The 25,867-nt window shown below is 62.7% G+C and carries 23 protein-coding genes and 1 pseudogene; 10 read left to right on the forward strand and 14 right to left on the reverse strand.

The window, feature by feature from the left end:
* Position 1 precedes the first annotated feature (1 nt).
* The 5 genes from B9N88_RS25640 to B9N88_RS25660 form a co-directional block, all read right to left on the reverse strand.
* Positions 2-877, reverse strand: a complete 876-nt coding sequence (locus B9N88_RS25640) for an ABC transporter permease (protein ID WP_027607459.1) — start codon at positions 875-877, stop codon at positions 2-4.
* On the reverse strand, positions 874-1,830 hold the full coding sequence (locus B9N88_RS25645; RefSeq protein WP_027607458.1) for an ABC transporter permease: 957 nt from the start codon (positions 1,828-1,830) through the stop codon (positions 874-876). The genes B9N88_RS25640 and B9N88_RS25645 overlap by 4 nt, the downstream gene beginning before the upstream one ends.
* Before the next feature lie 13 nt (positions 1,831-1,843).
* Positions 1,844-3,481, reverse strand: coding sequence for an ABC transporter substrate-binding protein (locus tag B9N88_RS25650; protein ID WP_027607457.1), 1,638 nt, complete (start codon positions 3,479-3,481; stop codon positions 1,844-1,846).
* 95 nt (positions 3,482-3,576) lie between these two features.
* On the reverse strand, positions 3,577-4,851 hold the full coding sequence (locus tag B9N88_RS25655) for an NAD(P)/FAD-dependent oxidoreductase (protein WP_027607456.1): 1,275 nt from the start codon (positions 4,849-4,851) through the stop codon (positions 3,577-3,579).
* Positions 4,852-4,874: 23 nt separating this feature from the next.
* Entirely contained in the window at positions 4,875-5,543 is a 669-nt protein-coding gene (locus B9N88_RS25660) for a haloacid dehalogenase type II (RefSeq protein ID WP_027607455.1), read from the reverse strand.
* 1,388 nt (positions 5,544-6,931) lie between these two features.
* Between B9N88_RS25660 and B9N88_RS25680 the strand changes: the two genes are divergently transcribed.
* Entirely contained in the window at positions 6,932-7,783 is an 852-nt protein-coding gene (locus B9N88_RS25680) for a GNAT family N-acetyltransferase (RefSeq protein ID WP_027607453.1), read from the forward strand.
* A 22-nt stretch (positions 7,784-7,805) separates the two neighbouring features.
* Positions 7,806-8,519, forward strand: a complete 714-nt coding sequence (locus B9N88_RS25685; RefSeq protein WP_027607452.1) for a cupin domain-containing protein — start codon at positions 7,806-7,808, stop codon at positions 8,517-8,519.
* A gap of 1 nt (position 8,520) precedes the next feature.
* Here the strand turns inward: B9N88_RS25685 and B9N88_RS25690 are convergent, their stop codons facing one another.
* The gene (locus B9N88_RS25690; RefSeq protein WP_027607451.1) at positions 8,521-9,405 is read right to left on the reverse strand and encodes a LysR family transcriptional regulator; all 885 of its coding nucleotides are present in this window, start codon (positions 9,403-9,405) and stop codon (positions 8,521-8,523) included.
* Positions 9,406-9,500: 95 nt separating this feature from the next.
* Between B9N88_RS25690 and B9N88_RS25695 the strand changes: the two genes are divergently transcribed.
* The 6 genes and pseudogenes from B9N88_RS25695 to B9N88_RS25720 all read left to right on the forward strand — a co-directional run bounded on the left by B9N88_RS25695 (position 9,501) and on the right by B9N88_RS25720 (position 15,326).
* Positions 9,501-10,637 (forward strand): DSD1 family PLP-dependent enzyme, encoded by a 1,137-nt coding sequence (locus tag B9N88_RS25695; RefSeq protein WP_027607450.1) that lies wholly within the window; start codon positions 9,501-9,503, stop codon positions 10,635-10,637.
* The gene (locus B9N88_RS25700) at positions 10,627-11,034 is read left to right on the forward strand and encodes a RidA family protein (RefSeq protein WP_027607449.1); all 408 of its coding nucleotides are present in this window, start codon (positions 10,627-10,629) and stop codon (positions 11,032-11,034) included. The genes B9N88_RS25695 and B9N88_RS25700 overlap by 11 nt, the downstream gene beginning before the upstream one ends.
* On the forward strand, positions 11,031-12,203 hold the full coding sequence (locus B9N88_RS25705) for an NAD(P)/FAD-dependent oxidoreductase (RefSeq protein WP_027607448.1): 1,173 nt from the start codon (positions 11,031-11,033) through the stop codon (positions 12,201-12,203). The genes B9N88_RS25700 and B9N88_RS25705 overlap by 4 nt, the downstream gene beginning before the upstream one ends.
* Positions 12,204-12,346: 143 nt before the next feature.
* Positions 12,347-13,810 (forward strand): aldehyde dehydrogenase family protein, encoded by a 1,464-nt coding sequence (locus B9N88_RS25710; protein WP_027607447.1) that lies wholly within the window; start codon positions 12,347-12,349, stop codon positions 13,808-13,810.
* Positions 13,811-14,332: 522 nt separating this feature from the next.
* Positions 14,333-14,844, forward strand: a pseudogene (locus B9N88_RS25715) (hypothetical protein).
* On the forward strand, positions 14,841-15,326 hold the full coding sequence (locus B9N88_RS25720; protein ID WP_051429394.1) for a hypothetical protein: 486 nt from the start codon (positions 14,841-14,843) through the stop codon (positions 15,324-15,326). The pseudogene B9N88_RS25715 and the gene B9N88_RS25720 overlap by 4 nt, the downstream one beginning before the upstream one ends.
* Positions 15,327-15,329: 3 nt before the next feature.
* Here the strand turns inward: B9N88_RS25720 and B9N88_RS25725 are convergent, their stop codons facing one another.
* A complete protein-coding gene (locus B9N88_RS25725; RefSeq protein ID WP_027607443.1) occupies positions 15,330-16,664 on the reverse strand; it encodes an LLM class flavin-dependent oxidoreductase in 1,335 nt (444 codons plus the stop codon).
* A gap of 318 nt (positions 16,665-16,982) precedes the next feature.
* Here B9N88_RS25725 and B9N88_RS25730 point away from each other — a divergent pair, with 318 nt between their 5' ends.
* Entirely contained in the window at positions 16,983-17,711 is a 729-nt protein-coding gene (locus B9N88_RS25730) for a class I SAM-dependent methyltransferase (RefSeq protein ID WP_027607442.1), read from the forward strand.
* On the opposite strand, the gene ribD is transcribed toward B9N88_RS25730, so the two are convergent.
* From ribD to B9N88_RS25765, 7 genes are all read right to left on the reverse strand, one after another.
* On the reverse strand, positions 17,712-18,815 hold the full coding sequence (ribD, locus tag B9N88_RS25735) for a bifunctional diaminohydroxyphosphoribosylaminopyrimidine deaminase/5-amino-6-(5-phosphoribosylamino)uracil reductase RibD (RefSeq protein WP_027607441.1): 1,104 nt from the start codon (positions 18,813-18,815) through the stop codon (positions 17,712-17,714). It lies immediately after the preceding gene.
* Complete coding sequence (locus B9N88_RS25740) at positions 18,812-19,468, reverse strand: SAM-dependent methyltransferase (protein WP_027607440.1); 657 nt, start codon at positions 19,466-19,468, stop codon at positions 18,812-18,814. Before B9N88_RS25740 ends, ribD begins: the two co-directional genes overlap by 4 nt.
* Before the next feature lie 17 nt (positions 19,469-19,485).
* Positions 19,486-21,174, reverse strand: coding sequence for a WD40 repeat domain-containing protein (locus tag B9N88_RS25745; RefSeq protein WP_027607439.1), 1,689 nt, complete (start codon positions 21,172-21,174; stop codon positions 19,486-19,488).
* 28 nt (positions 21,175-21,202) lie between these two features.
* Complete coding sequence (gene ribA, locus B9N88_RS25750; RefSeq protein ID WP_027607438.1) at positions 21,203-21,799, reverse strand: GTP cyclohydrolase II RibA; 597 nt, start codon at positions 21,797-21,799, stop codon at positions 21,203-21,205.
* A 10-nt stretch (positions 21,800-21,809) separates the two neighbouring features.
* Complete coding sequence (locus B9N88_RS25755) at positions 21,810-22,841, reverse strand: formylglycine-generating enzyme family protein (protein WP_027607437.1); 1,032 nt, start codon at positions 22,839-22,841, stop codon at positions 21,810-21,812.
* 74 nt (positions 22,842-22,915) lie between these two features.
* Positions 22,916-23,809: a VOC family protein gene (locus B9N88_RS25760; protein WP_027607436.1), complete on the reverse strand. Its 894-nt coding sequence runs from the start codon at positions 23,807-23,809 to the stop codon at positions 22,916-22,918.
* On the reverse strand, positions 23,809-24,864 hold the full coding sequence (locus B9N88_RS25765; protein ID WP_027607435.1) for a class I SAM-dependent methyltransferase: 1,056 nt from the start codon (positions 24,862-24,864) through the stop codon (positions 23,809-23,811). Before B9N88_RS25765 ends, B9N88_RS25760 begins: the two co-directional genes overlap by 1 nt.
* Positions 24,865-25,206: 342 nt before the next feature.
* Here B9N88_RS25765 and B9N88_RS25770 point away from each other — a divergent pair, with 342 nt between their 5' ends.
* A complete protein-coding gene (locus B9N88_RS25770) occupies positions 25,207-25,860 on the forward strand; it encodes a helix-turn-helix transcriptional regulator (RefSeq protein ID WP_027607434.1) in 654 nt (217 codons plus the stop codon).
* The last annotated feature ends 7 nt before the right edge of the window (positions 25,861-25,867 follow it).

Raw genomic sequence — 25,867 nt, forward strand, 5'->3', positions numbered from 1 at the left:
TTCAATGGCCTCCCGTGCGTCGACTGCGTCGCGAGGACAGATAGTCGATCAGTAGATTCACGCCGATGGTCAGCGTGCCGATGGCCAGCGCCGGAAGGATGATGGCCAGCGCGCCCTGGTTGAGGCCGCCGATGTTTTCCCGCACCAGCGAGCCGAGGTCGGCATCCGGCGGTTGCACGCCCAGGCCAAGAAAACTCATGCCGCTGAGCAACAGCACGATGTAGCCGAAACGCAGGCCCAGGTCGGTCAGGACCGGGTTGAGCATGTTCGGCAGGATCTCCACACACGCCACGTACAGCCGACGCTCGCCACGGGTACGCGCGACCTGCACGTACTCCAGGGCTTCGATGTTGACCGCCATGCTGCGGGCGACGCGGAAGGAGCCGGGGATATAGCTGATCACGGCCGTACAGATCAGCAGCGTCACCGATGAGCCAAACGCCGAGACCATGATCAACGCGAGCATTTTGCTCGGGATCGAAATAAAGGCGTCCATGATGCGGCTGATGATCTCGTCCAGCCACTTGGGCGAGACCACCGACAACAGCGCACAGCCGGTGCCGAAGGTGCTGGCCAGTAACGCCGCCACCAGCGCCAGCCCGACGGTAAAGCGCGCGCCCACCAGCACCCGGCTGAGCATGTCGCGGCCAAGGTAATCGGTGCCGAATGGATGCGCGAGGCTGAAGCCTTCGAAGATGTTATCGGACACCACCTCCCCCACCGGATGGGGCGCCAGCCACGGACCGAGCAGCGCCACCAGCAGCCAGGCGACACACACCACGCCGCCCAGCAGCCCCAGCCACGACGGGCCGCTGGACACCTTGGCGAGTGCCAGGGCGGAGGAGACAGGCTTGGATTTCGCAATGAGGTTGTTCATTGGTTTCTCAGCCTCGGATTGGACAGGATCGCGCACAGGTCGGCGAGCAGCACCAGGCCCAGGTACGCCGCGCAGAACAACATGGTGCACGCCTGCACCAGCGCCATGTCGCGGTTGGTCACGGCATCGACCATCAAGCTGGCAATGCCGGGGTAGTTGAAAATGGTTTCGACGATCACCACCCCGCCCAACAGGTACGACAGGCTCAGGGCGATGGCGTTGGCAATCGGCCCGATGGCATTGGGCAAGGCATGGCGCAGCACGATGCGGATCGGGCTGACGCCCTTGAGGCGCGCCATTTCCACGTAGGGGCTGTCGAGCTGGTCGATCACGGCGGCGCGGGTCATGCGCGCCATTTGCGCGACGATCACGCAGCACAGCGTCATCACCGGCAAGGCATAGGTGCGCATGAATTGCAGCGGTGAACTGATGTCGCTGGCATAGGAGAGTGCCGACAACCAACCGAGGTTGACCGCAAAGATCAGCACCGCCAGGGTCGCCACCAGGAATTCCGGCACCGCGACCATCGCCAGGGTGATAAAGCTCAGGCAACTGTCGATGCGCCCGCCCCGGCCCATCGCCGAGCCGATGCCGAGCACCAGTGCCACCGGCACCGAGACCAGCGCCGTGGCGCCCGCCAGCATCAGGGTGTTAGGCACCCGGCCCGCCATCAGCTCACCGACCGGCATGGCGTTGGAGACCGATACGCCCATGTCGCCGCTGAGCAGGCTCATCAACCAGTGCAGGTACCGCAACACACCGGGCTGGTCCAACCCCAGTTTCAGGCGCAGGGCCGCCACCTGTTCAGGGGTCGCGAACTGGCCCAGGGATTGTTGCGCCGCGTCCCCCGGCAGTACCGCCGTGATCGCGAACACGACCATGGACACGATCAACAAGGTCAAGGCCCCGGCGCCGAAGCGCCGGCCGATCAACCACAGTGTATTGCTATTCATCCCACCACCCTCCTCAAGCGTCCAACCACACCTGCTCGGCAAACATGTAGCCCATGAAACCGCCCAGTGGGTTGCTGTCGTAGCCTTTGATGCGCTGGTCGACGCCGTCGATATTGCTGATGAACACCGGCACGCCGATGCCGCAGTGGTCGTGCACCAGGACCTGCATGTCGCCATACATCTTGGCGCGCTTGGCGTCGTCGGTTTCGCCACGGGCCAGCATCAGCAACTGGTCGAACTGATCGTTCTGCCAGCCGGACTCGTTCCACGGCGCCTTGGACTGGAAGAACTGCGAGAACATCACGTCGGCATTTGGCCGGGGGTTGATGTTGCCGAAGCTCAGCGGATGCTTCATCCAGTGGTTGGACCAGTAGCCGTCGCTCGGCAGGCGGTTCACGTCGAGCTTGAGCCCGGCCTGTTTGGCCGATTGCTGCAACAGCACGGCGATATCCACCGAGCCGGTGGCGGCAGGCGAGGCCATCACGGGCATGGTGATGCTTTCCATGCCGGCTTTCTTCAGCAGGAACCTGGCTTTTTCCGGGTCGTAGACCGTCTGCGGCAAGTCGGTGTTGAAGTAGCGCGAACCCGGCGCAATCGGGTGGTCGTTGCCCACCACCGCAAAGCCACGGAACACCGCGGACTTGACCTGTTCACGGTCGAGCAGCAGCTTCATGGCCTGGGTGAATTCCGGGCTTTTGCCGGGCAGTTGGTCCTGGCGAATGATCAGGTCAGTGTAGTTGCCCGACGGCGCGTCGACGACGCGATGCTTGGCGCTGGCCTTGATGCGCGTGGTGGAGCGCGGGTTGACCTCGTTGATCATGTGCACATCGCCCGACAGCAGTGCATTGACCCGCGATGGCTCGTCGGCAATCGCGATGAACTCGATCTCGTCGAGGTACGGCAGGCCCGGTTTCCAGTAGTTCTTGTTGCGCACCGCAATCGAACGCACGCCGGGCTTGAACTCGCCCACGGTGAACGGTCCGGTGCCGATGCCTTTACTGAAGTCGCTGGTGCCCTCGGGGACGATCAACAGGTGTGACACCGCTAGGATCGACGGTAACTCGGCGTTGGCCGCGCTGAGGCGGATCTGCACTTCGTTCGGCCCGCTGGCCTTGATCTCGGCGAACTGCTCCATCAGCGGCATGACCTTGGAACCGGTCAGCGGGTCTTTGTGGCGGTTGAGGGAGAACACCACGTCGGCGGCGGTCAGGGCCTTGCCGTTATGGAAGGTCACGTCCTTGCGCAGGGTAATGGTCCAGACGGTGGCGTCGGTGTTGTCGATGCGCTCGGCCAGTTCCAGTTGCGGCACCAGGTGCTTATCGAAGCGGGTCAGGCCGTTGTAGAACATGTAGTGGCGCACATAGTCGGTGGACAGCGCGCCCTTGGCCGGGTCGAGGGTGTCGGCGGTGGAGCTGGACATGCCGGCCACGCGGATCTTGCCGCCTGGCTTGCCTTTGCCGGCCACGGCGGCCTCGTCGGCGAACAGCTTGCCGGCGGCGCCGAACAGGCTGCCGGCACCGGCGGCGGCCACCCCAGCCACGCCCAGCATCTGCAGGGCGTTGCGGCGCGACATGCCACGGTTGAGACGTTCGAACACCCGCAGGCTGTCCTGGCCGGAGATGAGTTCGGGGGTGTTTTTGTTGTCAGTCATAGCAAGGCTACCTGTCGATAATCGGAAGAATCGAGTGCTCACGGATGTCCGGAGCGTCCTGGAAACACAAACGACGGTGACGCAACAACGGCAACTCAGTGCAAATAGTCCTGGAAGCGGTAGTAAGCCCCCACGAACGGCAGGAACCACGGCTTGCCGAAATGCCCGGGAATCGCCGGCCATTCCAGTTCGCGCCAGGGGTTGGCCGCGGTATTGCCGGCCATGACCTCGGCCATTACCTGGCCCATGTGCACCGACATCTGCACGCCATGGCCGCTGTAGCCCATGGAGTGGAACACGCCGCCATGCTGGCCGGCGCGGGGCAGGCGGTCGGACGTCATGTCCACCAGGCCACCCCAGCAGTAGTCGATCTTCACGTGCGCCAACTGCGGGAACATGTTCAGCATCGCCGCTTGCAGGACCTTGCCGCTCTTGGCGTCGGAGACGCTGTCGGACATGGCAAACCGCGCACGCCCGCCAAACAGCAGGCGGTTGTCCGGGGTCAGGCGAAAGTAGTTGCCGATCATGCGGCTGGTCACATAGGCCCGGTGCCGGGGCAGCAACTGGTCGATCAGCGCCTGGGGCAAGACTTCGGTGGCGATGACAAAACTGCCCACCGGCACAATGCGCCGGCGGTACCAGCCGAGGTCGCCATGCTGGCAGGCACCGGTGGCCAGCAGCACTTGCCCGGCGTGCAGTGAACCCTTGGCGGTGTTGACCTGGTAGCCGCCGGCCTGGGCCTGCCAATCCTTGACCTGGGTGTGCTCGTAGATCATCGCGCCGCGCCGCGCCGCCGCTTCGGCCAGGCCGACGCCGAAGCGGCCGACGTGCATCTGCACGCCGTTGCGCTGCAGCAGGCCGCCATGAAACTGCGCCGAATTGACCTCAGCACGGGTCTGTTCGGCACTGAGCAGCTCGACCTCGGCATCCACCTCCTGGCGGATCAGCTCGCAGGTACGCGCCAGGCCTTCGTAGTGCATCGGCTTGGCCGCCAGCTTGAGCTTGCCGTTGCGCACCAGGTCGCAGGGGATCCCTTCCTGCTCGACCAGCGACACCACCGTCTGCACGGCACTTTCATAGGCCTGGTAATAGGCGCGTGCCTTGACGGCACCGAGGCTGGCGTGCAGCCCGGCGTAATCCTGGGCCACCCCGGTATTGCACTGCCCACCGTTGCGCCCCGAGGCCTCGCCGATCACCCGCCCGGCGTCGAGCACCACCACACTGGCGCCCTTGAGCGCCAACGCCCGCGCTGCCGCCAGGCCGGTGAACCCACCGCCGACCACAGCCACATCGACCTGGCTGGGCAAATCACCCTGCCGGGCACCGGTAAACGCCGGTGCGGTGTCGAGCCAATAGGATTCACTGCCCATGTCTTGCCCTCAGAGGTGTGCGATTACAGACCGACCAGCGCCGGCAGCCCACCGATATCGGTGATCTGCTGGTAACCGTAGAACGCGTTACCCGGCACTTCGTGGCCACGGGCAACGAAGGCTTTGTTTTTGATCTTCATGTCATGGGCCGGCATCAGGTCGTAACGGAAGCTGGACGACACATGCAAGATGTCTTCCGGGCCGCACCCGAGGTTGTCGAGCATGAATTCAAACGCGGCCAGGCGCGGCTTGTAGGCCTGGGCCTGCTCGGCGGTGAACACCTTGTGGAACGGCGCGCCGAGCTTGTCGACGTTGGACATGATCTGGCTGTCGCTGGCATTGGAGAAGATCACCAGGGGAATCTTGTCGGCAATTTTCGACAGCCCGGCCGGCACGTCCGCATGGGGGCCCCAGGTCGGCACGGCGTCGTAATACAGCTGGCCTTCCTCGCGAGAGTCGATACCCCAGCGCTTGCAGGTACGAGCCAGGGCGGTCTTGAGGATTTCATCGTACGGGCGCCAGTCGCCCATGACCTGGTCGAGGCGGTAGGCCGAGAAATCCTTGACGAACTGGTCCATCTGCTCGGGCGTGATGCGATCGGCGAACAGCTCGCGGGTCATGGTGCCCATATGGAAGTTGGTCAGCGTACCGTAGCAGTCGAACGTAATGAATTTGGGACGAAGAAAGCTCATTGAGTGCGGTCCTGGAGTTCGTTGAGTGTGACAAGCGTTCGCTGCCCTGGCGGCGCGTCGGCCTCGTTGCAGCACAGGTTCATTACACCACTGTGAAATCAGCATATGCCGTCTAAAAAGACCTGCGCTCAATACAAACCACCGTTTTGGTGGCCGGGCTCAGCAGACTTTGCGGTGCGCGCCAGGCTTGGGCAGGGCCAGTGTTTGTGCGCTTTTAGGGGGCTTTTCGGGGTGCAGAGGCTTAAGCACGGGGGTGGGGGCGGCAGAAAGTGTGGCGGGTTGAACGGTGGGAGGGAGCTGGGTTCCGTGGCGGCCTTCGGGCCGACCATGTCGTTGGGTTTGACTGAGTACATATCCGTTGCTGCGGTCACGGCCACCTAGGGTTCCGCTCTTACAGCGGCTCACTTTTGGAAGGACCCAAAAGTAAGCAAAAGGTCCTCGCCCCACCACTCGGTACCTCGCCTAGGCTCGGTATGCCCTCACTCCGGCTTGAATCCGTGGGCCGCCGTCATGGGCCATCCCTGGCCCAGGACGGCTAACCCGGCGTCCTGCCGGGTTACCCACGGATTCAAGCCTGCGTTCGGCCAGCGTGGTTAACGGGGCGCCTGAGATCAAGATCAAAAGCCAGAGCCAGAGCCAGATCAAAAGATTGCTGACTTCGTCAGCGATTAAGGAAGTAGAAGCCACACCGCGCACGCTTCAATAATCAGGTCGGCTTTAAGGCCGCCTCGCTTTTGTTTTTGATTTGGCATCGCCCCGTCAAACACGCTGGCCGAACGCAGGCTTTGGAGCGTGGGTAACCCGGCAGGACGCCGGGTTAGCCGCGCTGGGCCAGGGATGGCCCATCGCGGCGGCCCACGCTCCAAAGCCGGAGTGAGGGCATGCCGAGCCTAGGCGAGGTGCCGAGTGTTGGGGCGAAGACCTTTTGCTTACTTTTGGGTCTTTCCAAAAGTGACCCGCTGTAAGAGCGGAACCATAGGCAGCCGTTACCGCAGGAACGGATATGTACTCACCCCAAAAAAAAGCGGTCGGCCCGAAGGCCGCCACGGAAGCAAGTGCCCTCGCCACAGACCGCTGAAAAAAATGTGTAGATACTTATGCCCCGATGGCAGTGGGTCAGCTACAGATGTATCCACTGACACGGCCTCATCGGGAGCAAGCCCCCTCCCACATTTGTACCGTGTACACCCTTCCTACTCCAGTTGGCTCCAACGCCAACCCCATGGCATTTGCTGCTGCCCCCCAACCCCAATTAAGTAGTAACTGTGGTCTCGCCCTGCACACCGCGAGGAATCTACCGAATATTCCCGGCCCCCTTGCCAGCCTCCAACCCAGGTGGGATACAAGCAACCTGACACCGCCAAAACAACGCTCCACGGAGGCTCGCCATGTCCGCCCTGCCACACCCCACTTATCTCTACCGCCCAATGACCGCAGCCGATCTGCCGGCCGCCCACGATTTGTCGGTGCAACTCAAATGGCCTCACCGCCTGGAAGACTGGGCAATGTTGCAACGGGTCAGCGACGGCTTCGTGGCAATGGATGGCGAGCGGCTGATCGGCAGCGCGTTCACCTGCCCCCAGGGCGACTACGCCACCATCGGCCTGGTGATCGTCAGCAATGACTACCAGGGCCAGGGCATCGGCCGGCGCTTGATGGAGAAGGCCATTGCCGCTTGCGATACGCGCACGCCGGTCCTCAACGCCACCCTCGCCGGCGCGCCGTTGTATGCCAGCCAGGGGTTCGTCGAGTTCGGCCGGGTGCAGCAGCATCAGGGCCAGGCGGTGGTGCCCGCGCTGCCGACGCTGGCCGACGGCGAAACCTGCCGGGCGCTTAACGCCGATGATCACGCCAGCCTGCTCGCGCTGGCCAAGGCCGCCAGCGGTATGGACCGCCGTGAAGTGCTGCGTGACCTGCAGGTGGAGCACGCCGTGGGTATCGAACGCGACGGCCGGCTACGCGGCTTCGCCCTGCTGCGGCCGTTTGGGCGTGGGCGTTGCATCGGCCCGGTGGTGGCGGAAAATATCGAGCAGGCCAAGTACCTGATCGCCACCTTGCTGGCCCAGGTGCCGGACACCTTTGTGCGCATCGACATTCCCGTTGCCTGCGGCCTCAGCGACTGGCTCGAACAGGCCGGCCTGAAGAACATCGACACCGTCGCGCAAATGGCCCTGGGTACGCCACCCCAGGCCAGCCAAGGCGTCCACCCCTTTGCCCTGATCACCCAGGCGATCGGCTGACTTTTCTCCCGGAGCACTCCCCATGTCATCTCCCCGTATCCTGCTGTTGGCACGCGCCGACGGCAGCCGCGTTGCCACGTCTTTCAACAAAGCCGCCTTGAGCGCGCTGGACCCGTTCGGCGACAGCCGCCAACTCGCCTGGATGGGCGACGATGGCGTGTCAGCCGGCGTGGTGTCCTTCAGCGGCGAAGCGGTGATCGAAGAGTTCCCCCACAGCGAAACGCTGGTGGTACATGCAGGCCATGTCGTGCTCAGTGACGCGGAACAGACCTTGGAATTGGACGTCGGCGCCAGCGCCGTCATCGGCTTCGGCACACGCCTCACGGTGCAGGCCAGTGCAGGCAGCGAATGGGCGTTCTGCGCGGTCGAGCAGGCCGATGCCCCGGTGTGCCCCGGCCTGACCCTGCTCGCGCCGCACACCCTGCTCAACTCCTCCGCCGCGCCGGAACCCCAGATACTGATCGGCCCTACCCCGCAGTGCCGCGCCCTCAACCTGTTCGACGATGCCGTGACCGAGCTGCGCGTCGGCATCTGGGACTCGACGCCCTACGCCCGCCACGGCCGCCCGCACAAACTGCACGAACTGATGCACCTGCTCGAAGGCCGCGTCACCCTGCAGGGCAACGAAGGTGGCGAAGTCACGGTGCATACCGGCGACACCGTGTTCGTGGCCAAGGGCGCGCCCTGCGCCTGGACCAGCACGGTGTACGTGCGCAAGGTCTACGCGGTGAAGTGACTCAGGCCTTCAACGCCTCTTCCAGAAACGTCACCAACGTCTGTACGCGCGGGCTGCGCAGTTTGCGCGACGGCACCAGCAGCAGCACCGGTGCGCTGTCAAAGCTCCAGTCCGCCAACACACGTACCAGGCTGCCGCTGGCCACGGCGTCACTCACGTCCCACTGCGAACGCAGCACCAGCCCCAAGCCTTGCTCGGCCCAACGCCGGGCAACGCTGCCATCGTTGCTCAACAACGCAGGTTCCACGCGCAGGGTCTTGCGGCCCTGGCCTTTGCGCAGGTGCCACAGGGTCACGTCCTCATCATTTTCCCGAATGCAGATGCAGCGATGGGACGCCAGCTCGTCCGGCGCAGACGGCACGCCGTGGGCGTGCAGGTAGGCCGGGCTGGCGCACAACCAGCGCTCGTTTGGTGTCAGTGGCCGCGCGGTCCACAGGCTGTCATTGAGATGGCCGATATGAACCACCGCATCGCTGTCATGGCGATCGGGCCAGGGCGTCTCGCGCAAATCCAGATGCAAACACAGCTGCGGGTGCAGTTTGGCAAACCGCGCCAACAGCGGTGCGATGCGCTGGCGGCCATAGCCAAACGGCGCCGCCACCCTCAAGGTGCCCACCAGGGTTTCATCCTTGTGCCGGAACGACTCCGGCAGCGCCTCAAGCTGTTCCAGCAACAGCGCGCTCTCCCGCGAAAAACGCTCGCCATCCGCCGTCAGGCTGAGGCGCCGCGCATCGCGATTGGCCAGGCTCAGCCCGAGCAGCGTCTCCAACTTGCGCAGGCGCATGGACAACGCCGGCGGCGACACATTCAGGGTGCGGGCGGCGGCGCTCAGCGACTCCGAGCGGGCCAGGGTCACGGCAAGGCGCAGGTCTTCGATGGAAATCATTCAATTTTACTTAATGATTGATGAGTACCGATTGAACCACAGGTTAACAACAGCTGAGTAGAGTGCAGCCTGTCCCCCGCCACACGAGGTCCGCCATGTCCACGCCGATTGCTTCCCTCGACACGCCCGCCGCGCTCGTCGACATCCCGCAGATGCAGCGCAATATCCAGCGCATGCAAGAGCGCATGAACAGCCTGGGCGTGCGTTTGCGCCCGCATATCAAGACCAGCAAGTGCCTGCCGGTGATCCACGCCCAGATCGCCGCCGGGGCCAGCGGTGTCACAGTGTCCACCCTCAAGGAAGCCGAGCATTGTTTCGCCGCCGGCATCCGCGATGTGTTCTACGCCGTGGCCATCGCCCCGGGCAAACTGCCCCAGGCCCTGGCCCTGTGGCGCAAAGGCTGCAACCTCAGCCTGCTCACCGACAGCGTCCCGGGCGCCGAGGCCATCGTCGCTTTCGCACAGCAGCATGACGCACGCTTCGACGTGTGGATCGAAATCGATTGCGACGGCCATCGCTCCGGCCTGGCCGCGCAGGACCCGGTACTGATCGACGTCGCCCGCACCCTCAGCGAGGGCGGCCTGCACCTGCGTGGCGTGATGACCCACGCCGGCTCGAGTTACGAGCTGGACAGCCTTGAACCCCTGCAAGCGCTGGCCGAACAGGAACGCGCACTTTGCGTACACGCCGCAGACACTCTCCGCGCAGCCGGGCTGGCGTGCCCCGAGGTCAGTATCGGCTCCACCCCCACGGCCCTCTCGGCGCTGAACCTGGACGGCGTCACCGAAGTGCGCGCGGGGGTGTATGTGTTCTTCGATCTGGTCATGCGCAACATCGGCGTGTGCCAGGCCGATGAGTTGGCGTTGAGCGTACTGACCACCGTGATCGGCCATCAGCCGGACAAAGGCTGGATTATCACCGACGCCGGTTGGATGGCCATGAGTCGTGACCGTGGCACCCAGCGCCAGCACCAGGACTTCGGTTACGGCCAAGTGTGCAGCGAAGCGGGCGACTGGATCGACGGCGCGCGGGTCACCGCTGCCAACCAGGAACACGGCATCGTCAGCCTGGGCGCTGCCCACAGTGACGCGCTTGTCACGCGCTTTCCCATCGGCAGTCGGCTGCGCATCCTGCCCAACCATGCCTGTGCCACCGGCGCGCAGTTCCCGGATTATCACGCGGTGGAGGCCGATGGCAGCGTGCACACCTGGAGTCGCCTGCATGGCTGGTAATCGCATCCACTCGATTCATAGCCCCCACGCGGCACCGCCGGGCGGGCACTATTCCCAGGCGGTGGCACACGGCGGCGTGCTGTATGTGTCGGGGCAACTGCCGGTACGCGCCAATGGCGAGCACAGCGCCGGGCAACCGTTCGCGGTGCAAGCCTCGCTTGCCCTGGATAACCTGGTGGCGATCCTCGGTGAAGCGGGCCTGAGCCTCGGTGACCTGCTCAAAGTGACGGTCTACGTGGTCGGCATCGAACACTGGCCCGCCTTCGACCGGATCTACGCGTGCTACCTGGGTGAACATAAACCGGCCCGCGCCGTGGTGCCCGTGTCGGTGTTGCACCATGGCTACCTGATCGAAATCGAAGCGGTGGCCCGTGCTACACAGGAGCAGCCTGCATGAACCCGCAAAAAAGCGCTGTGCTGATCATCGGTGGCGGCATCATGGGCGCCTCGTCGGCGTTTTTCCTGCGCCGCCGCGGCTGCTCGGTCACGCTGCTGGAACGCGACCAGATCGGTCAGTACGCCAGCGGTGTGAACTTCGGCAATGTGCGCCGCCAGGGCCGCTACCTGGGGCAACTGGAGCTGGCCAATCGTTCGTGGGCACTGTGGAAGCGCCTGCCGGAGCTGATCGACGACGACCTGGAATTCATCCCCAGCGGCCACATGCGCGTGTGCTATCGCGAAGATGAAATCGCCGAACTGGAGGCCTACGCCGCCGCGCCGGAAGCCGCGCAACTGGACCTGAAAATCTATCGCGGCGCCGAGTTGCACCAGCGTTTCGGTTTCCTCGGCCCCGAGGTGAAAGGCGGCTCCTACGCGCCCCACGACGGCCACGCCAACCCACGCCTGGCCGCGCCGGCGTTTGCCCGCGCCGCACGGCGCCTCGGTGCACGCATCGAGGAAAAAACCGAAGTCGCCGACGTGGAAAAGGTCAACGGCCTGTTCCACGTCACCACCACCGACGGTCAGTTGTTTGTTGCCGAGCAATTGTTGATTACCGCCGGCGCCTGGGCCGCGCGCCTGTCCGAGCGCTTCGGCGAGCCGGTGCCGCTGGAGCCCAACGGCCCGCAGATGTCGGTGACGGAACCGGTGCCCTATGCGCTGAAAACCGTGATCGGTGTGTTCACCAAGCTCAAGGAAGAGGTGATCTACTTCCGCCAGATCCCGCGCGGCAACATCATCGTCGGTGGCGGCGCCCGCTGCACGCCGGACATGCTCAACCGCCGCGCGTTTTTCAAGCCCGAGAGCCTGCTCAACCAGATGCACCAGATGAAACGGCTGTTACCGGGCGCCGAGAAACTGAACATCATCCGCGTGTGGAGCGGCATCGAAAGCTATACACCCGACTCCCTGCCGGTGATGGGCCCCAGCGGCAGCGTGGACGGGCTGTTTTATGCCTTCGGCTTCTGCGGCCACGGCTTCCAGCTCGGCCCGGGCGTGGGGGATGTGATGGCCGAACTGATCAGCACCGGCAGTACCAGCACCTTGATCAGCCCGTTCGATATCCGGCGCTTTACCCAACCTTCGACGGTGCCGGCAAACGCCCCCACCACAGGAAAACTCATATGAGCCTCACCCGCCTGCCGGATTCAGCAGATTATCCCTTGCAGCATTGAATAACGGCATCTTTGCGCGGGAGCCTTTTGCTAGCTTATCCGGACACCGGGCCGTGCTGTTTGCAGCGCCTATTACCGCTCCAGGGAGCCAGTTGGATGACAACTCAATCTTCAAACAGCTACAGCGTTGATGCGCAAACGGCTCACCAGTTTTACATCAACGGGCGTTGGACGTCCCCCGCGATCCCGGCGACGCTGCCGGTGGTCAACCCGGCCACTGAAGCCGTGGTTGCCGAGGTGGCACGCGGGTCTGCCGAGGATGTCGATCGGGCCGTTGCGGCGGCACGCGGGGCGTTCGCAGGTTGGTCTGCAACCCCGGCGGCTGCGAGAGCCCAGGTGCTGGGGAAAATCCACGCACTGATCCTTGAACGCAAAGAGCAGCTGGCACAGGCGCTGTCCCTGGAAATGGGCGCGGCCATCGGTTTTGCGCGGGGCATGCAAGTGCCGCTGGCGGCCGAACACGTGCGGGTCGCCCGTGACCTGCTGTCCAGCTATCGCTTCCAGACCGTGGAAGGCGGCACCGCAATCGAGCGCGAGCCTATCGGCGTGTGCGGCCTGATCACGCCGTGGAACTGGCCGCTGTATCAAATCACCGCAAAAGTCGCCCCGGCCATCGCCGCCGGCTGCACCGTGGTGTTGAAACCCAGCGAACTGTCGCCATTGAGCGCCCTACTGTTTGCGCAACTGGTGCATGACGCCGGCCTGCCGCCTGGGGTATTCAACCTGGTGAACGGCAGCGGTGCCGAAGTCGGCGCGGCCATGGCCGCCCATGGGGATATCGACATGATTTCCATCACCGGCTCCAACCGCGCAGGCGCGTTGGTCGCCCAGGCGGCCGCGCCGACGGTCAAGCGGGTCACCCAGGAACTGGGGGGCAAGTCGCCGAATGTGCTGCTGCCCGACGCCGACTTCGCCAAGGCTGTGCCGCTGGGGGTGATGTCGGCGTTTCGCAACGTCGGCCAGTCGTGCAGCGCGCCGACCCGCATGATCGTGCCAAGAAGCCGCCTGGCCGAAGTCGAAGCCCTGGCGGCGGCTACCGCGAATGCACTGATCGTCGGCGACCCGCAATCGGAACAGACGCAGTTGGGTCCGATTGCCAACGAAGCCCAGTTCCATCGCGTCCAGACCATGATCCAGGCCGGCCTCGACGAGGGCGCCAAACTGGTGTGCGGTGGGCCGGGACGGGCGGCGGGTTTTGACAAGGGCTTCTATACACGGCCGACGGTTTTCTCCGACGTGGACAACGCCATGCGCATTGCCCAGGAGGAAATATTCGGGCCGGTGCTGTGCATCATTGCCTATGAGACGGTGGATGAAGCCGTCGCCATCGCCAACGATACGGTCTATGGGCTGGGCGCCCACGTTCAGGGGCAGGACCTTGATCTTGCGCGGGCGGTGGCTTCGCGTATACGCGCCGGCCAGGTGCACCTGAACCATCCGGCGTGGAATCCGATGGCGCCGTTTGGGGGCTACAAGCGCTCGGGGAATGGGCGGGAGTATGGGGTGCAGGGGTTTGAGGAGTATCTGGAAACCAAGGCGATTGTCGGGTTTGGCGAATGAGTGATGGGCCTTTATCAAGCTCAAAATAACCTATTGATTTTAAAGGGTTAAATTTTCACTCTAAAATCTTGAGTCTTGCATAAACAATTTCAGGCGACCGCATTCTTGTGGTGAGCGGGCTTGTCCCACGCTGGGCTGCGAAGCAGCCCCAAAACCAGCCTCTCCAGAGTGTCTGATACACCGCGTTCCTCTTGACTGGGGCTGCTCCGCAGCCCAGCGCGGGGCAAGCCCGCTCACCACAACAGACCCGCTCACCACAGGGAGATGTGTCAGGGTTTGAAAGGTTGTGTGGATACCTATGCCCTCTCAGCGCATCACACCTTGACGTTCTGCCGGATATTCCAGCCAAACTTCACCGGCCCACCATCCTTGGCGCCATCAGCCCTTTTCCTCAATCGGGAGCGGGCCTACAAGACGTCAACGTCGCGTCAGGAAGTGCCCGACTGCAAATGGCGAAGCTTCCGACACTCATCCCAGTCGCGGCGTCTTTACTCTCTCAACTCCCAAAAAAGGAGTTCAGGAATGACCGTCGCCCTGTTCAAGGATGGCTTCCCATCAACCCACCGCACTACACGCCAACGCATTGAAAGCAGCCTCGACCTGCGGCGGTTGTTTTTCGCCATAGACGCCGACCCGACGTTGATCGGCGCGGGGGTGGTGTATATCGATGGGGATTTCAACGTGGTGGTACTGCGTGAGTTCCAGGCGATTTGCAGTGTGCGGCCGATCAAGGTGGTGCTGCGGGAAGCGCCGAGGTATGTGGGGCCGGTGGAGTTCAAGCGGATGTTGGAGCATGAGCCTCGGGAGTCGGAATGGGTAGCGGAGTCCAAGACCCGCGCCTGACACCCAAGCTCCTCAAGCTCAAGCAAGCCGCACGTAACGCACCAAAACGCATTCCAGCAACAAAGATAAAACCCATCATCGCGACCCATCGCAATGATGCTATTGCAGCAGCACTGGGCCTCGTCAGCAGCGGTATGTCCGGAAACACCAAGACGCTGGCCATCGGTATCTACGAAGAGTTCAGCGAATGAAAAACCGCCAGGAGCCCCTTTACCTTATAGATCCTCGCCCTCTTTGGGCGCGTCACAGACTGGCGTTGTTTGGCGGCCTTATAGCCTTGTGCCTTTCGATTGCCACCACCGGCACCCTGATGAATCTCACCTACTTCGCCCACGCATCCGATGAACTGACCAGTAATGCGTTCTTCATCGCAGGCGGGATTGCGTGTGCGGTATTCGGCGTCGCGCAGAGCTTGGTCCTTCACGGTTACCCACGATGGGTGTGGCTTCAGGTTGGGGTGTTCATCATCTACTTACTGCTCGTATTACCGACAATCCTTTACAGCCCCGATCACCTCCTATTTACCCTTGCCTTACTAAGCCCGCTGATCGGACTTCTCTGCCTGAACAGCAAACGCCAACGACAAATGCGCCGAGAGATGTTGGAAATCAGGCATAAACGCAACAGCGTTATCGCGACCCTGAAACAACAGGGCCGCTGGAAATGGTGGTGACTCTCAGGCCGCCTCGCTCCTTGCCGCCGTATGCCGATTCACCGGCACCGGCAAGCCCAGATGCCCACGCAACGTGCTGTGGCTGTACTCACTGCGAAACAATCCACGCTCACGCAACAACGGCAGCACCTCGTTCGTAAACCGCGCAAAGTCATCCGGCGCACCCACGTGGATATTGAACCCATCCACCGCACCTTCCACAAACCAGCGTTCGATCTCGTCGGCCACGGTCTTGGGCGAGCCGACAAAGCTGGAAAACGGCTTGGCAAAACGCAACGCCGCCTCGCGCAGGGTCAGGCGCTGGTCGCGGGCGACTTGCTTGATGTTTTCGGCATGCCCGCGATAGCCGTTGCTGCCCAGGTCGCCCAGGTCCGGGAAGGGCTCGTCCAGCGGGTACTGGCTGAAGTCGTGGTAGTTGAACGGTCGCCCCAACTGCACCAGGGCCTTGTTCAAATCCAGCTCGCCATTGCGTTCGCGGTCGATGGCCTGGGCCTGTTCGTCGGTGTCGGCAATGATCGGCGAAATGCCCGGCAGGATGGTCACGTGATCGGGGTTGCGTCCGGCGGCGGCGGTGCGTTGTTTGATGTCGCGGTAGCAGGCCTGGGCGTCCTCGAAATTGCCCACGCCGGCAAAAATGCCCTCGGCATAGTTGGCCGCCAGGCTGCGTCCGGATTCGGAAATACCCGCCTGGAAAATCACCGGCTGGCCTTGGGCTGAGCGTGCGATATTCAACGGCCCGGTCACCGAGAAGAACTCGCCATGGTGGTCCAGGCGATGCTGGCGTTGCGGGTCGAGGAACACGCCGCTGGCCTTGTCGCGCACGAAGGCGTCGTCTTCGTAGGAATCCCATAGCCCTTGCACCACCTCCAGGTGCTCGGCGGCGCGGCGATAGCGCTCGGTGTGGTCGATATGCTGCTCACGGCCGAAGTTGCCGGCCGCGCCTTCGAGGCCGGTGGTGACCACGTTCCAGCCGGCGCGGCCGCCGCTGATCAGGTCCAGGGAGGCAAACTGGCGGGCGACGTTGAAGGGTTCGGTATAGGACGTGGTCAGGGTGGCCACCAGGCCGATCTTCGAAGTGGCACCGGCCACGGCCGAGAGCAGGGTCAGCGGCTCCAGGCGGTTGAGAAAATGCGGCGCCGAATCCGGGGTGATGTAGGGGCTGTCGACGATGAACACCAGATCAAACTTCGCTGCTTCCGCCTGTTGCGCCTGGGTGCGGTACCAATTGATGTCCACACTGGCGTCGCCGGGGATTTGCGGGTGCAGCCATTCGTTCTGCGCGGTGCCGACGCCGGTGAGGATGGCACCGAGCCTGAGTTGCCGGGGTAAGTGGGACATCACGATATTCCTCCGTGGATGGCAGCGACGCTGACCTGTGGAGGAGGACCATAAGGCCCATCGACAGGCTTGTGAAATGCTTTGTGGATCTATGCTAATCATTAAAAATAATGATCAAAACAATGCCGGACATTCCCTAAGCGCATAATCAACCCCACGCTCTCCCATCAGCAGACTGACCCGATCGAGCAGCACCGCCCACTAAGCCGTTTGTTAAATCGAGGCGTTGCGCCTAATATCGCAAGCAACATCTTGCATAAAAAAATTACCAAGGCTTGCTCATCACCCAGCCCGCATATTCGAAGGAGTGGCATGCAGATGAAAGAATCCAAAGAAGTGTACGAACGCATCAGTGAACAGTTCGAGGATTTCACCGCCAGGGCCTCTCAACGCAAGGTCGAGGTCGACACCTTCCGTAGCATGGTCGGCAATGTCGAGGGCCTGCATATCCTGGACCTGGCCTGTGGGCATGGCTTCTTCAGTCGCCAGTTGAAGGACTGGGGGGCGGCCAAGGTGCATGGCGTGGATATTTCCGAAAACATGATCTACCAGGCACGGCAAGCCAACGACGGTATCGCCTACGAAGTACGGGACGTGGCGAAGATGGGCCGTATCGGCGCCTACGACATGGTGACGGCGGCCTGGCTGTTCAACTATGCCAGCAGTGTCGACGAACTGAGCAAGATGTTTCAGTCGGCGGCCGACAACCTGAAGCCCGGCGGTCAATTGGTGGCCTACACCGCCAACCCGTCGTTCGAACTGCGAAAAGGCAATTTCACTCGCTATGGGATTGAGGTGTTCGATGAAACCCCGGTCGCCGGCGGGTTCCGCTGCAACGCGCAGTTCATGTCATCGCCCCCCGCACCCTTTACCTACTATCGCTGGGAGCAAGGCGTGTACGAAGAAGCCGCACGGGTAGCCGGTTTCAACCAGCTCACCTGGGTCGCCCCGCTGATCAGTGAACACAGCCGCACCTCCATGGGTGCGGGGTACTGGCAGCTGTTCGAGCGCAACAGCCTGCAGATCGGTTTGACCTGCCGCAAATAATCACGCCGGGGCGGCGACCGGGCGCAATCGCACCCGGATGTCCGCCCCCACCAGACACTGCTCGATGATCGACAAGGGTTGTGCCTGGCCCAGATCGGTCAAGCCATCCAGCGCCAGCAACGGCCGTGCATCACTGCCCAGGAACAGCGGGGCGATGTAGACCAGCCATTCATCCACCAGGCCTGCCGCCGCAAAGGCGCCACACAATACCGGGCCGGCCTCGACCTGGACCTCGTTGCACCCCTCCTCAGCCAGGACCGTCATGACCTCTCGCAGGTCAAGCCCTTCGCCGTCCACCCCGACCTGCCGGAAACGCACACCCGCAGGTGGCGGGTGCAACGGCTGGACGCCGGGCCCATGAAACACCAGGGTCGGTGCCGCGCCATCCAGCACATGGGCATTGGCATCGCCCTTGAGGTGCTGGTCGAGCACCACCCGCAGCGGCGCGGAAAACGCCGTGTGCGGGTCGGGCAGGCGCACCGTCAGGCGCGGGTTGTCCGCCAGCAGCGTGCCACTGCCGGTGAGCACCGCACAGGCCCGGGCGCGCCACACTTGTACATCGTCCCGGGCCTCGGGCGAAGTGATCCATTTGGATTGCCCGTTACCCAGGGCCGTGCGTCCGTCCAGGCTCATGGCCAGCTTGACCCTCAGCCACGGCCGCTTGCGCTCGGTACGCGAGAAAAACCCTTGGTTCAACTCGCGCGCCTCCGGACACGGCAAGTGTTCGACCAGCACCCCCGCCGCCTCAAGCCGCTCAATGCCATGATGCTCATGCTGGGAGCGGTCGACACTGGCGATCACCACTCGCGCCACGCCGGCCCTGATCAACGCGTCGGCACAGGGCGGCGTGCGCCCATGACCGCCGCACGGCTCCAGGGTGACATAGGCGGTGGCGCCCCGCGCATCGACGCCCGCCTCGCGCAGGGCATTGACTTCGGCGTGTGCCTGCCCCGCCCACTCGTGCCAGCCCTGGCCAAGCAGCAGGTCGCCCTTGGCGATCACGCAACCGACCCGCGGGTTCGGCGCCGTGGTAAAGGCGCCGCGGTCAGCCAGTTTCAGGGCGAGCCGCATGAAGTGCATGTCGCGCGCCAGCGCCAGGCTCATGTGCGAACCAGCGCCAACAGGTACACCGCCTCGCCATGCTGGCGCTCGATCACCACCAGGTCCTGCCAGGTGAAACCAAACGCTTCCAGGGTGTCGCGCACGCCCTGTTCGGTGAAGAAATAACCTTGACGCTGGTTATCCATCTCGCGCCAGCCCGGCTCCGGATTGCTCGCGTCGACGCCGAAGACGTTGAGCCCGATCAGCGCGCCAGGGCGCGCGTACTGGCGGATATTGGCCAGGTAACGGTCCCATTCATCCGGATGCTGGTGATGGAAGCAGCCATTGTCGAGTACACCGTCAAACGCCTCCCCCGCCGGTGGCTGCCAATCCTGCAGGGCGCTGCACACCAGGCTGAGACGCTCGCCCCAGCGTTTGCGCAGCAGCGGCCAGCTGGAATTCTCGACGATGTCCAGGCCGGTCACCCGGTGCCCTGCCAGGATGAACTCCGAGGCATCCCGTGCACGGCCGACGCCCACGTCGAGGATGTGCTGGTCCGGCGTCGGCCCCAGTGCCTCGAGGAAAACCCGGGCGGCCTTGGCCATGCCGATGTCCCAGGACCACTCATCTTCACCATGGCTGTAGCGGTGGACAAATGAGGTGTCGAGCGCCCGGCGGTACGTCGATACGTCCATGAATTGCGCTTGCTTGCTCATATCAGGCGGTCCTTGGGTCAAGAGGCGCGACGGGTGGCAATCCCGTAGATCTGGCCATCGTAGGAACTGGCCAGGAAGTCATCACTGGCCACGCTGTGGGTGATGCAGGAGATGCCACTGGCGGTGGGACGCTGCACTTGCTGCCAAGAGCGGCTGGGCAAGTCGAACAGCGCGATGGTGCCGCTGTAGTTCGCGGTGGCAATCACTTCCCCGTCGGCCGAGGCACAAATGCACTTGATGGAATTGCGGTGCGGCGTGTCATAGACCTCGTCACCGGACTCCAGCCACAGGCGCAGTTTCAGGTCGCGACCAATGCTGGCGAAACCGCCGTCGACCCGGCAGCAACCGTTGGAGATGCGCGTGTGGGCATTTTCGATATGCCGCGCGCAACTGAAGTCGCTGATATTGTGCAGGGCGGCGGCGGCCGAGGCGCACACGCTGAACAAGTGATGCTCGTTGGCGGCCACGCCTTTGATCGCGTTGTCGTGCATCGGGATCGACGCCACCAGTTCCAGGCTGTTATCGCCGGCGATGACAAACACCAGGCCTTCGCCGGTGTAGGTTCCGATCAGTGCATGAAGCTGGCCATTGCGCTGGAACGTGGTGCCGCAATTGAGCGGCGAGCGATGCTGATACAACAGGCGCCCGCTGAGGGCATCGAACACCTGGCCCATCTGCCCACCGGTCAGCAGCAGCGAACCGAACGGCAGCAGGAAGTTGCACAGGCTGCCGACGCCGCTCACGGGCTGGTTATCGCGAAACAGCAGGCCCGCGTCACCGATGCTGTATTGCCCGCCCTCGGTGGTCACCACGGCGTTGATGCTCACCGCAGGCTGAATGCCGTCCACGGTCCACTGATCGTGTTCATAATCCCAGGTGGCGTAGCGCGAGCCGAAGGTGGCGAACACCAAGGCGTCACTGCCGACGAACGCACAGCTGCGCGGCCAGACGATGCTCGGCAAATTGGTGCTGCGCAGGCGCTCCAGCTGGGTGCCATCGAAGCGCCAGAGGATCGCCAGGCGGTCATAACTCAAGGTCACCAGCAGCTGTTTTTCGTCGTTCCAGACAATGCGCTTGATCCCGGCGTCGTGGGCAGGAATGGAGCGGATCTCGCCCCCATGGATGATCGAGATGCGCCCTTCATCGTCACCGGCAAACACCACGCCGGCACGGGTAATGGCGACGGTATCGGTCTCGACGCCGCCGATGTCGACTTCATCGCATTGCTCGAAGGTGCTGGTGTCCCACTGGCGCACCGTGCCGTCGTCGCTGCTGGAAATCAGGCGCTTGCCATCCGGCGACCAGACCACGGAAATCACATCGGCCTGATGCCCCCGACAGGTGCCCTTGAGGTTGCCGTCGAGGTCGAAGAGGCGCAGTTGATGATCGCGCGAGCAGGTCGCGATCGACGCACCGTCCGGCGAGAACACCGCCATTTCCACGTCGTCGTCATGCCCCGACAGCACGGCCTTGAGGCGCATGCTCGGCACTTCCCAGACGCGGGCGGTGTAGTCGCTGCTGGCGCTCACCAGGTACTTGCCATCGGCACTGAACGCGCACTGGTTGGCCAGGTGGTCATGGCTGACACGGTGGATCGAATGCCCGGTCTGGGCGTTCCACAGAATGACTTGGTTGTCGTAGCCGGCGGTGGCGATGAACTCACCAGCATGGGCGGCGACGCCGCTGATAGGGCCTATGTGTCTCATCGAAAAGTCCTTTTCCTGGAGAATGAAATCAAAGCTTGATGGTGTGGCTCGACTTGCTGACTTTTGATCGCAGGTAGTTGTGGTTGTGCTTGGTCAGGAACACCCCGGTCGGCACTGAGCTGACCACGTCGATCCCGCCATCGCGCAACTGCTTGACCTTGTCCGGGTTGTTGGTCAGGAGCCGGCAGCGATGCACATCCAGGGCCCTCAGCATGGCGACCGCCGGGGCGAAACTGCGCGAGTCTTCCGGGTGATTGAGCTTCACGTTGGCCTCGTAGGTGTCCATGCCGGCGTCTTGCAGCAGGTAGGTTTCGAACTTCGAATACAGGCCGATACCGCGACCTTCCTGGCGCAGGTAGATCAGGTAGCCGCCTTCGGCATCGAGCGCCTTCAGGGCTTCCTGCAGCTGCGGGCCGCAATCGCAGCGCTGGGAACCGAATACATCACCGGTGATGCATTCGGAATGCACGCGCACCAGGGGCACATCGGCATCGGGCTCACCGGCTCTGACGGCAAAGTGTTCATTGTTCTTGTCAAAGCCCTTGAACCCGTAGAAGTGGGCGTTGACCTCACCGCCAAGAATGGAGATGGGAACTTGCGTATGAAGCGTTACTGGAGTGTCCATGGCATAGCCTCTATGGAAGTGTCGCGTTCTGGCCAGAGTGGTTTTCTACCAAACGGAATCCCATGACATAGATGGGTCTTGGATAACGTCCATGTCGGCGCTGATTGCGCGCAAGATCCCTGAAGCGGGTGAAACTGCCGCCACGGGCTACCCGGTGCCTACCAACATCCAGCACCAGGTCATCGTTGATCTCAGGCCCGCCCGGATAGGCCCGATAATCGTCGGCAACGTACTCTTCCACGTTGCCGGCCATGTCCAGCGCGCCAAACATCGAGGCGCCCTCGAGGAACACCCCGACGGGTGTCGACGTGAGCAACCCCAACTCGATGGTGTTGGCGTACTCGACATTGAAGGTTTCGCCCCAGGGAAACTGAGAGCGCTGCGGCCCTGCCGCGGCGTATTCCCACTGTGCTTCGCTGGGCAGCGCGAACGCCCGCCCGGTGCGTCGGCTCAGCCATTGGGCGTAGGCGTCGGCATCCACGTCGCTGACGCTGTAGACCGGGTGGTTGGCCTGGTGCTGGGGAAAGCGGCCAAAGGCCCAGCCGGTCGGCAGGAACGGATAACCGGTATCCAACAGGAAGGCGCGATATTCGCTGTTGGTGACCGGGTAGCGACCGATGCGAAAGCTCGCCAGGTCGACCCGATGGTTGGGGGTTTCTTTCTCGATCCAACTGCGGTCCAGGCCCAGCCCGGCGTAGGCGGTCATGACCGCATCGACGCGCTGCGGCTCCAGGCCGATCTCGACCTGGGCGGCAGGAACGTCGCACATGGCGGGGCTGAACACGTCGATGCGCGGGTCGCCCTTGTAGCCCAGCACTTCACCGGCGGCGATACGCCTCACCAGGGGTTCGGCAACCGACTCGACCACCCGTAGCAGTTGTTCGATGGGCGCACTCATCAGCTGTCCGGTGGCGTCGGCGATTTGCCGGGTCAGTTCATATTCGACGTAAGCCTGCGGGTAGCCCATCAATACCCGATCAGACACGTTCTTTGGCAAAGGGCTCGGCAGCGTCGGCCAATGCCAACCGTATTGATTCGTCATAGGTACACCTTTATTCCGAGCGAACACATCCACGACCGAGCGCGAAACCGCTCGGCGTGTGGATCAGTCAGGTATCAGAGTCGGTCGAGCAGCAACCTTCGATTGGTCTCGATCATCTCGATTTCGGTGGAGTACACCTCAACCACCAGGCCATCGGGATCTTCGAAGTACACGGCCGTGCGGACGTTGTCCGGACCGTGGTGATAACCCGGCGCGGGGCCATTGCCCTTGACCAGGGTGATGTTGTCGTCGGCAGCCACCTTGTCGGCGATGCGCTTGACATCCTCCGGCAGCGCACGAATGCCGATGTGGTAGCCCGGCGGGTAGACAAAGTCGGGATTGTGCTCGATGAAGAAGTCGAACCCGTTCAACTCCATCACCACTTTGCGTGGCCCCAGGTTGTAGCAATAGTGGGCGCCGAAGATGTCGCGATAAAACGCCTGGGAGGCTTCCAGGTTACGGGTGAGGATGTTGATGTGGGTCAGTTGCGGACGCTGGGATTCCAGCGCGGCCGCCTCGATGGATACGCCTTCCAGGGACCGCCACATTTTGATCGCGGCGGCGAATTTGGAGAAACCGGCCAGCCAGTTTTTCACCGTGTCCGTGGATACGCCCGCGTCAGTGATCGCCAGGCCATGGGGGTAAATGAAACAGGCCGTGCGTTGCAGCAATGCCGCGTTCAGCGGATCGCCGGCAGGTTGCCCGGCGCTGCCTTCGGCAAGGCGCACGATGCTGACCGCCTTGTTGTGGTAGCCATCGGCCAATGCCGCGAGCCGGGCAGTGAGGGTATCGAGGCTGTCTGCCGCCGACACCAGCAGGATAAACCCGTCGGCCTGGGGTAACTGCGCGCCCTCAACGGCAGCGCACAGTTCAAAACCGGCGGCTTTCGCGCAGGTGTTCAACGGCTCGAGAAAGCCGTTCAGACGTGCGGCCGTGTCGGAGCTGTACAAGGTAATAAAGCGCAGCATCAGGCAACCCTCCCCTCAGTGCGGCGACCGATCAACAGGCTGTAGCGCCCGATAGGCTCCTGGACCACCTCAAAGCCCTGGGCAACCATCTGTTCGGCGATCCAGCGGGTGGGATGCAGTTCGCCGTGCACCGTGTTGACCATCATGTGCAGGGAGAAATCCGCCGACAGCGCCGGGTGAATTTCATCGTCTTCCAGGGTCATGCTCAGCACCAGCAACGAACCGCCGTCGTTGACCAATTGGGCCGCCGAGCGGATCAGCGTGCTGGTTTCTTCGCGGGTGAAATAGTGCAGGCAATCATTGACCATGATCACGTCGGCGCTTTCACCTTCGTAGCGGGCCAGGTCCAGCAGGTTACGCTCCTTGAACGTCAGGCGCCCCGCCAACTGGTACTTCTCGACGGTGCTTTCGGCGGACTGGCGCGTGGCGGCCAGGTCCCAGATTTCGCCCTGGACCTGAGGGTGCCGCCGAGCGATTTCGGCGATGTAGGTGCCGTGTCCACCGGCCAGGTCGATGACCTTGCTGGCGGTATCGAACACCGGCAATTCCTTGAGCACATCGACCATGGGTTGACTGAAGCGCACCATCGCATCGTTGAAGGCATCACGTGCGGCAATGTCGTGCTTGAAGCGGTTCTCCTGCTGGAAATCCATGGACTCGGCGCTGCTCAGGATCTCCCCGAGGCGTGGCCAGTTCTGCCACTGCAAGCGCTGGTGGGCAATGATCGGGCCGATGAACTCAGCGCTGCGGCTGACCAGGAAACGCTCGGCCAGGGGCTGGTTGGTATAGGTGTCGGCGGACTTTTTCAACAGGCCCAGGGCGACCAGGCCATTGAGAAAGATCTTCGCCTTGTTGGGCACCCAGCCCAATTGCTGGCTGATCGCGTTGGCGGTAGCCGGGCGGGCGGTGTGATCGAAGAGGTGCTGCGCTACGGCGAAGTGAAGGATGGCGGATTGTCGATACTGGTCGGAGAGTTTTACCAGGTCGACCACGCTGGACAGAGCGGTTACTTCATCGGCGTGCTCATAGATGGTCGTCGGCTTTTGCGCATTCATACAGATTCTCTTCCTTGAATGTTTTTGTCTTCACTGGCGTCGGCGAGCGATGAGTGCTTGGGACGCAGCGTGTTTTTTAACGGTCCGGAGTCGTGTGCAAATGAATGTTTACGAGCAGCTTCCAAAAAGCTAGCTACGATCCTAGTCGTAAGCCCTACAAAAGCAAGGCAAACCTTTTATAATTATTTGCTATTTATAATTACCTATTGATTCCATTTATTTATTATTTTCCTGAGCAGCAAAAATGACTATGCTCATGCCCACTACCCCTTACGCAATGGATGGCGCCAAAGGTCGACGAACTCCAGTGATGCCCTCACTCCCCATGGTTACACGCGATTTATGACCTCCAGACCTGCCGACGATACCCAGTCATCCACCGCTGAACGCATCCTGTTTTTGCTCAAGACCCGTGGCCCGTTGAAAACCACCGAACTGGCGTCCCTGCTGGAACTCACGTTTGAGGCAACCCGGCAACAAATCCAGAAGTTGCAGGCATCGGAACTGATCGTCGGCGTTTCGGCACCCACCTCCGGGGCCGGCCGCCCTTCGTTGAAGTGGGCGCTGACGGACACTGCGCAGAACAAATTCCCCGATTCCCACAGCGTGCTGACCCTGCACCTGATCGAATCCATCGAGGGGGTTTTCGGCAGTGACGGCATCGAGAAAATCATCACCAGCATGGAAGCGACCAACCGCCAGGAGTACGTCCAGGCGTGTTCGCAAGCCTCGTCCCTGGAAGAAAAAGTCGCCATCCTGGTGCGCATCCGCGAACTCGCCGGCTATATGGCGCATATGGAACCCGCAGGTGAAGGTTGGCTGCTGATCGAAAACCATTGCCCGATCTGCGCTGCCGCGCGCAAATGCCAGGGTTTCTGCCGCTCGGAGCTGCAGATATTTCGTGCAGCCATGGGTGACGACACCCTTGTCGAACGCTGCGAACACCTGATCTCCGGGGACCGGCGTTGCGTCTATAACATCCAACCGCGCACCTGACCGCCCC

It is taken from the genome of Pseudomonas sp. LAMO17WK12:I1, assembly GCF_900177315.1.
GTDB classification, from domain to species: Bacteria; Pseudomonadota; Gammaproteobacteria; order Pseudomonadales; family Pseudomonadaceae; genus Aquipseudomonas; species Aquipseudomonas marginalis.

What these genes read in the sequence shown, in the direction of transcription:
- B9N88_RS25700 (WP_027607449.1), top strand. Translation starts at nt 10,627, where the DNA reads ATGGCTGGTAATCGCATCCACTCGATTCATAGCCCCCACGCGGCACCG.
- B9N88_RS25765 (WP_027607435.1), bottom strand. Translation starts at nt 24,864, where the DNA reads ATGAATGCGCAAAAGCCGACGACCATCTATGAGCACGCCGATGAAGTA.
- B9N88_RS25680 (WP_027607453.1), top strand. Translation starts at nt 6,932, where the DNA reads ATGTCCGCCCTGCCACACCCCACTTATCTCTACCGCCCAATGACCGCA.
- B9N88_RS25725 (WP_027607443.1), bottom strand. Translation starts at nt 16,664, where the DNA reads ATGTCCCACTTACCCCGGCAACTCAGGCTCGGTGCCATCCTCACCGGC.
- B9N88_RS25730 (WP_027607442.1), top strand. Translation starts at nt 16,983, where the DNA reads ATGAAAGAATCCAAAGAAGTGTACGAACGCATCAGTGAACAGTTCGAG.
- ribD (WP_027607441.1), bottom strand. Translation starts at nt 18,815, where the DNA reads ATGAGCCTGGCGCTGGCGCGCGACATGCACTTCATGCGGCTCGCCCTG.
- B9N88_RS25695 (WP_027607450.1), top strand. Translation starts at nt 9,501, where the DNA reads ATGTCCACGCCGATTGCTTCCCTCGACACGCCCGCCGCGCTCGTCGAC.
- B9N88_RS25740 (WP_027607440.1), bottom strand. Translation starts at nt 19,468, where the DNA reads ATGAGCAAGCAAGCGCAATTCATGGACGTATCGACGTACCGCCGGGCG.
- B9N88_RS25655 (WP_027607456.1), bottom strand. Translation starts at nt 4,851, where the DNA reads ATGGGCAGTGAATCCTATTGGCTCGACACCGCACCGGCGTTTACCGGT.
- B9N88_RS25645 (WP_027607458.1), bottom strand. Translation starts at nt 1,830, where the DNA reads ATGAATAGCAATACACTGTGGTTGATCGGCCGGCGCTTCGGCGCCGGG.
- B9N88_RS25755 (WP_027607437.1), bottom strand. Translation starts at nt 22,841, where the DNA reads ATGACGAATCAATACGGTTGGCATTGGCCGACGCTGCCGAGCCCTTTG.
- B9N88_RS25685 (WP_027607452.1), top strand. Translation starts at nt 7,806, where the DNA reads ATGTCATCTCCCCGTATCCTGCTGTTGGCACGCGCCGACGGCAGCCGC.
- B9N88_RS25745 (WP_027607439.1), bottom strand. Translation starts at nt 21,174, where the DNA reads ATGAGACACATAGGCCCTATCAGCGGCGTCGCCGCCCATGCTGGTGAG.
- B9N88_RS25710 (WP_027607447.1), top strand. Translation starts at nt 12,347, where the DNA reads ATGACAACTCAATCTTCAAACAGCTACAGCGTTGATGCGCAAACGGCT.
- B9N88_RS25760 (WP_027607436.1), bottom strand. Translation starts at nt 23,809, where the DNA reads ATGCTGCGCTTTATTACCTTGTACAGCTCCGACACGGCCGCACGTCTG.
- ribA (WP_027607438.1), bottom strand. Translation starts at nt 21,799, where the DNA reads ATGGACACTCCAGTAACGCTTCATACGCAAGTTCCCATCTCCATTCTT.
- B9N88_RS25640 (WP_027607459.1), bottom strand. Translation starts at nt 877, where the DNA reads ATGAACAACCTCATTGCGAAATCCAAGCCTGTCTCCTCCGCCCTGGCA.
- B9N88_RS25705 (WP_027607448.1), top strand. Translation starts at nt 11,031, where the DNA reads ATGAACCCGCAAAAAAGCGCTGTGCTGATCATCGGTGGCGGCATCATG.
- B9N88_RS25690 (WP_027607451.1), bottom strand. Translation starts at nt 9,405, where the DNA reads ATGATTTCCATCGAAGACCTGCGCCTTGCCGTGACCCTGGCCCGCTCG.
- B9N88_RS25650 (WP_027607457.1), bottom strand. Translation starts at nt 3,481, where the DNA reads ATGACTGACAACAAAAACACCCCCGAACTCATCTCCGGCCAGGACAGC.
- B9N88_RS25720 (WP_051429394.1), top strand. Translation starts at nt 14,841, where the DNA reads ATGAAAAACCGCCAGGAGCCCCTTTACCTTATAGATCCTCGCCCTCTT.
- B9N88_RS25660 (WP_027607455.1), bottom strand. Translation starts at nt 5,543, where the DNA reads ATGAGCTTTCTTCGTCCCAAATTCATTACGTTCGACTGCTACGGTACG.
- B9N88_RS25770 (WP_027607434.1), top strand. Translation starts at nt 25,207, where the DNA reads ATGACCTCCAGACCTGCCGACGATACCCAGTCATCCACCGCTGAACGC.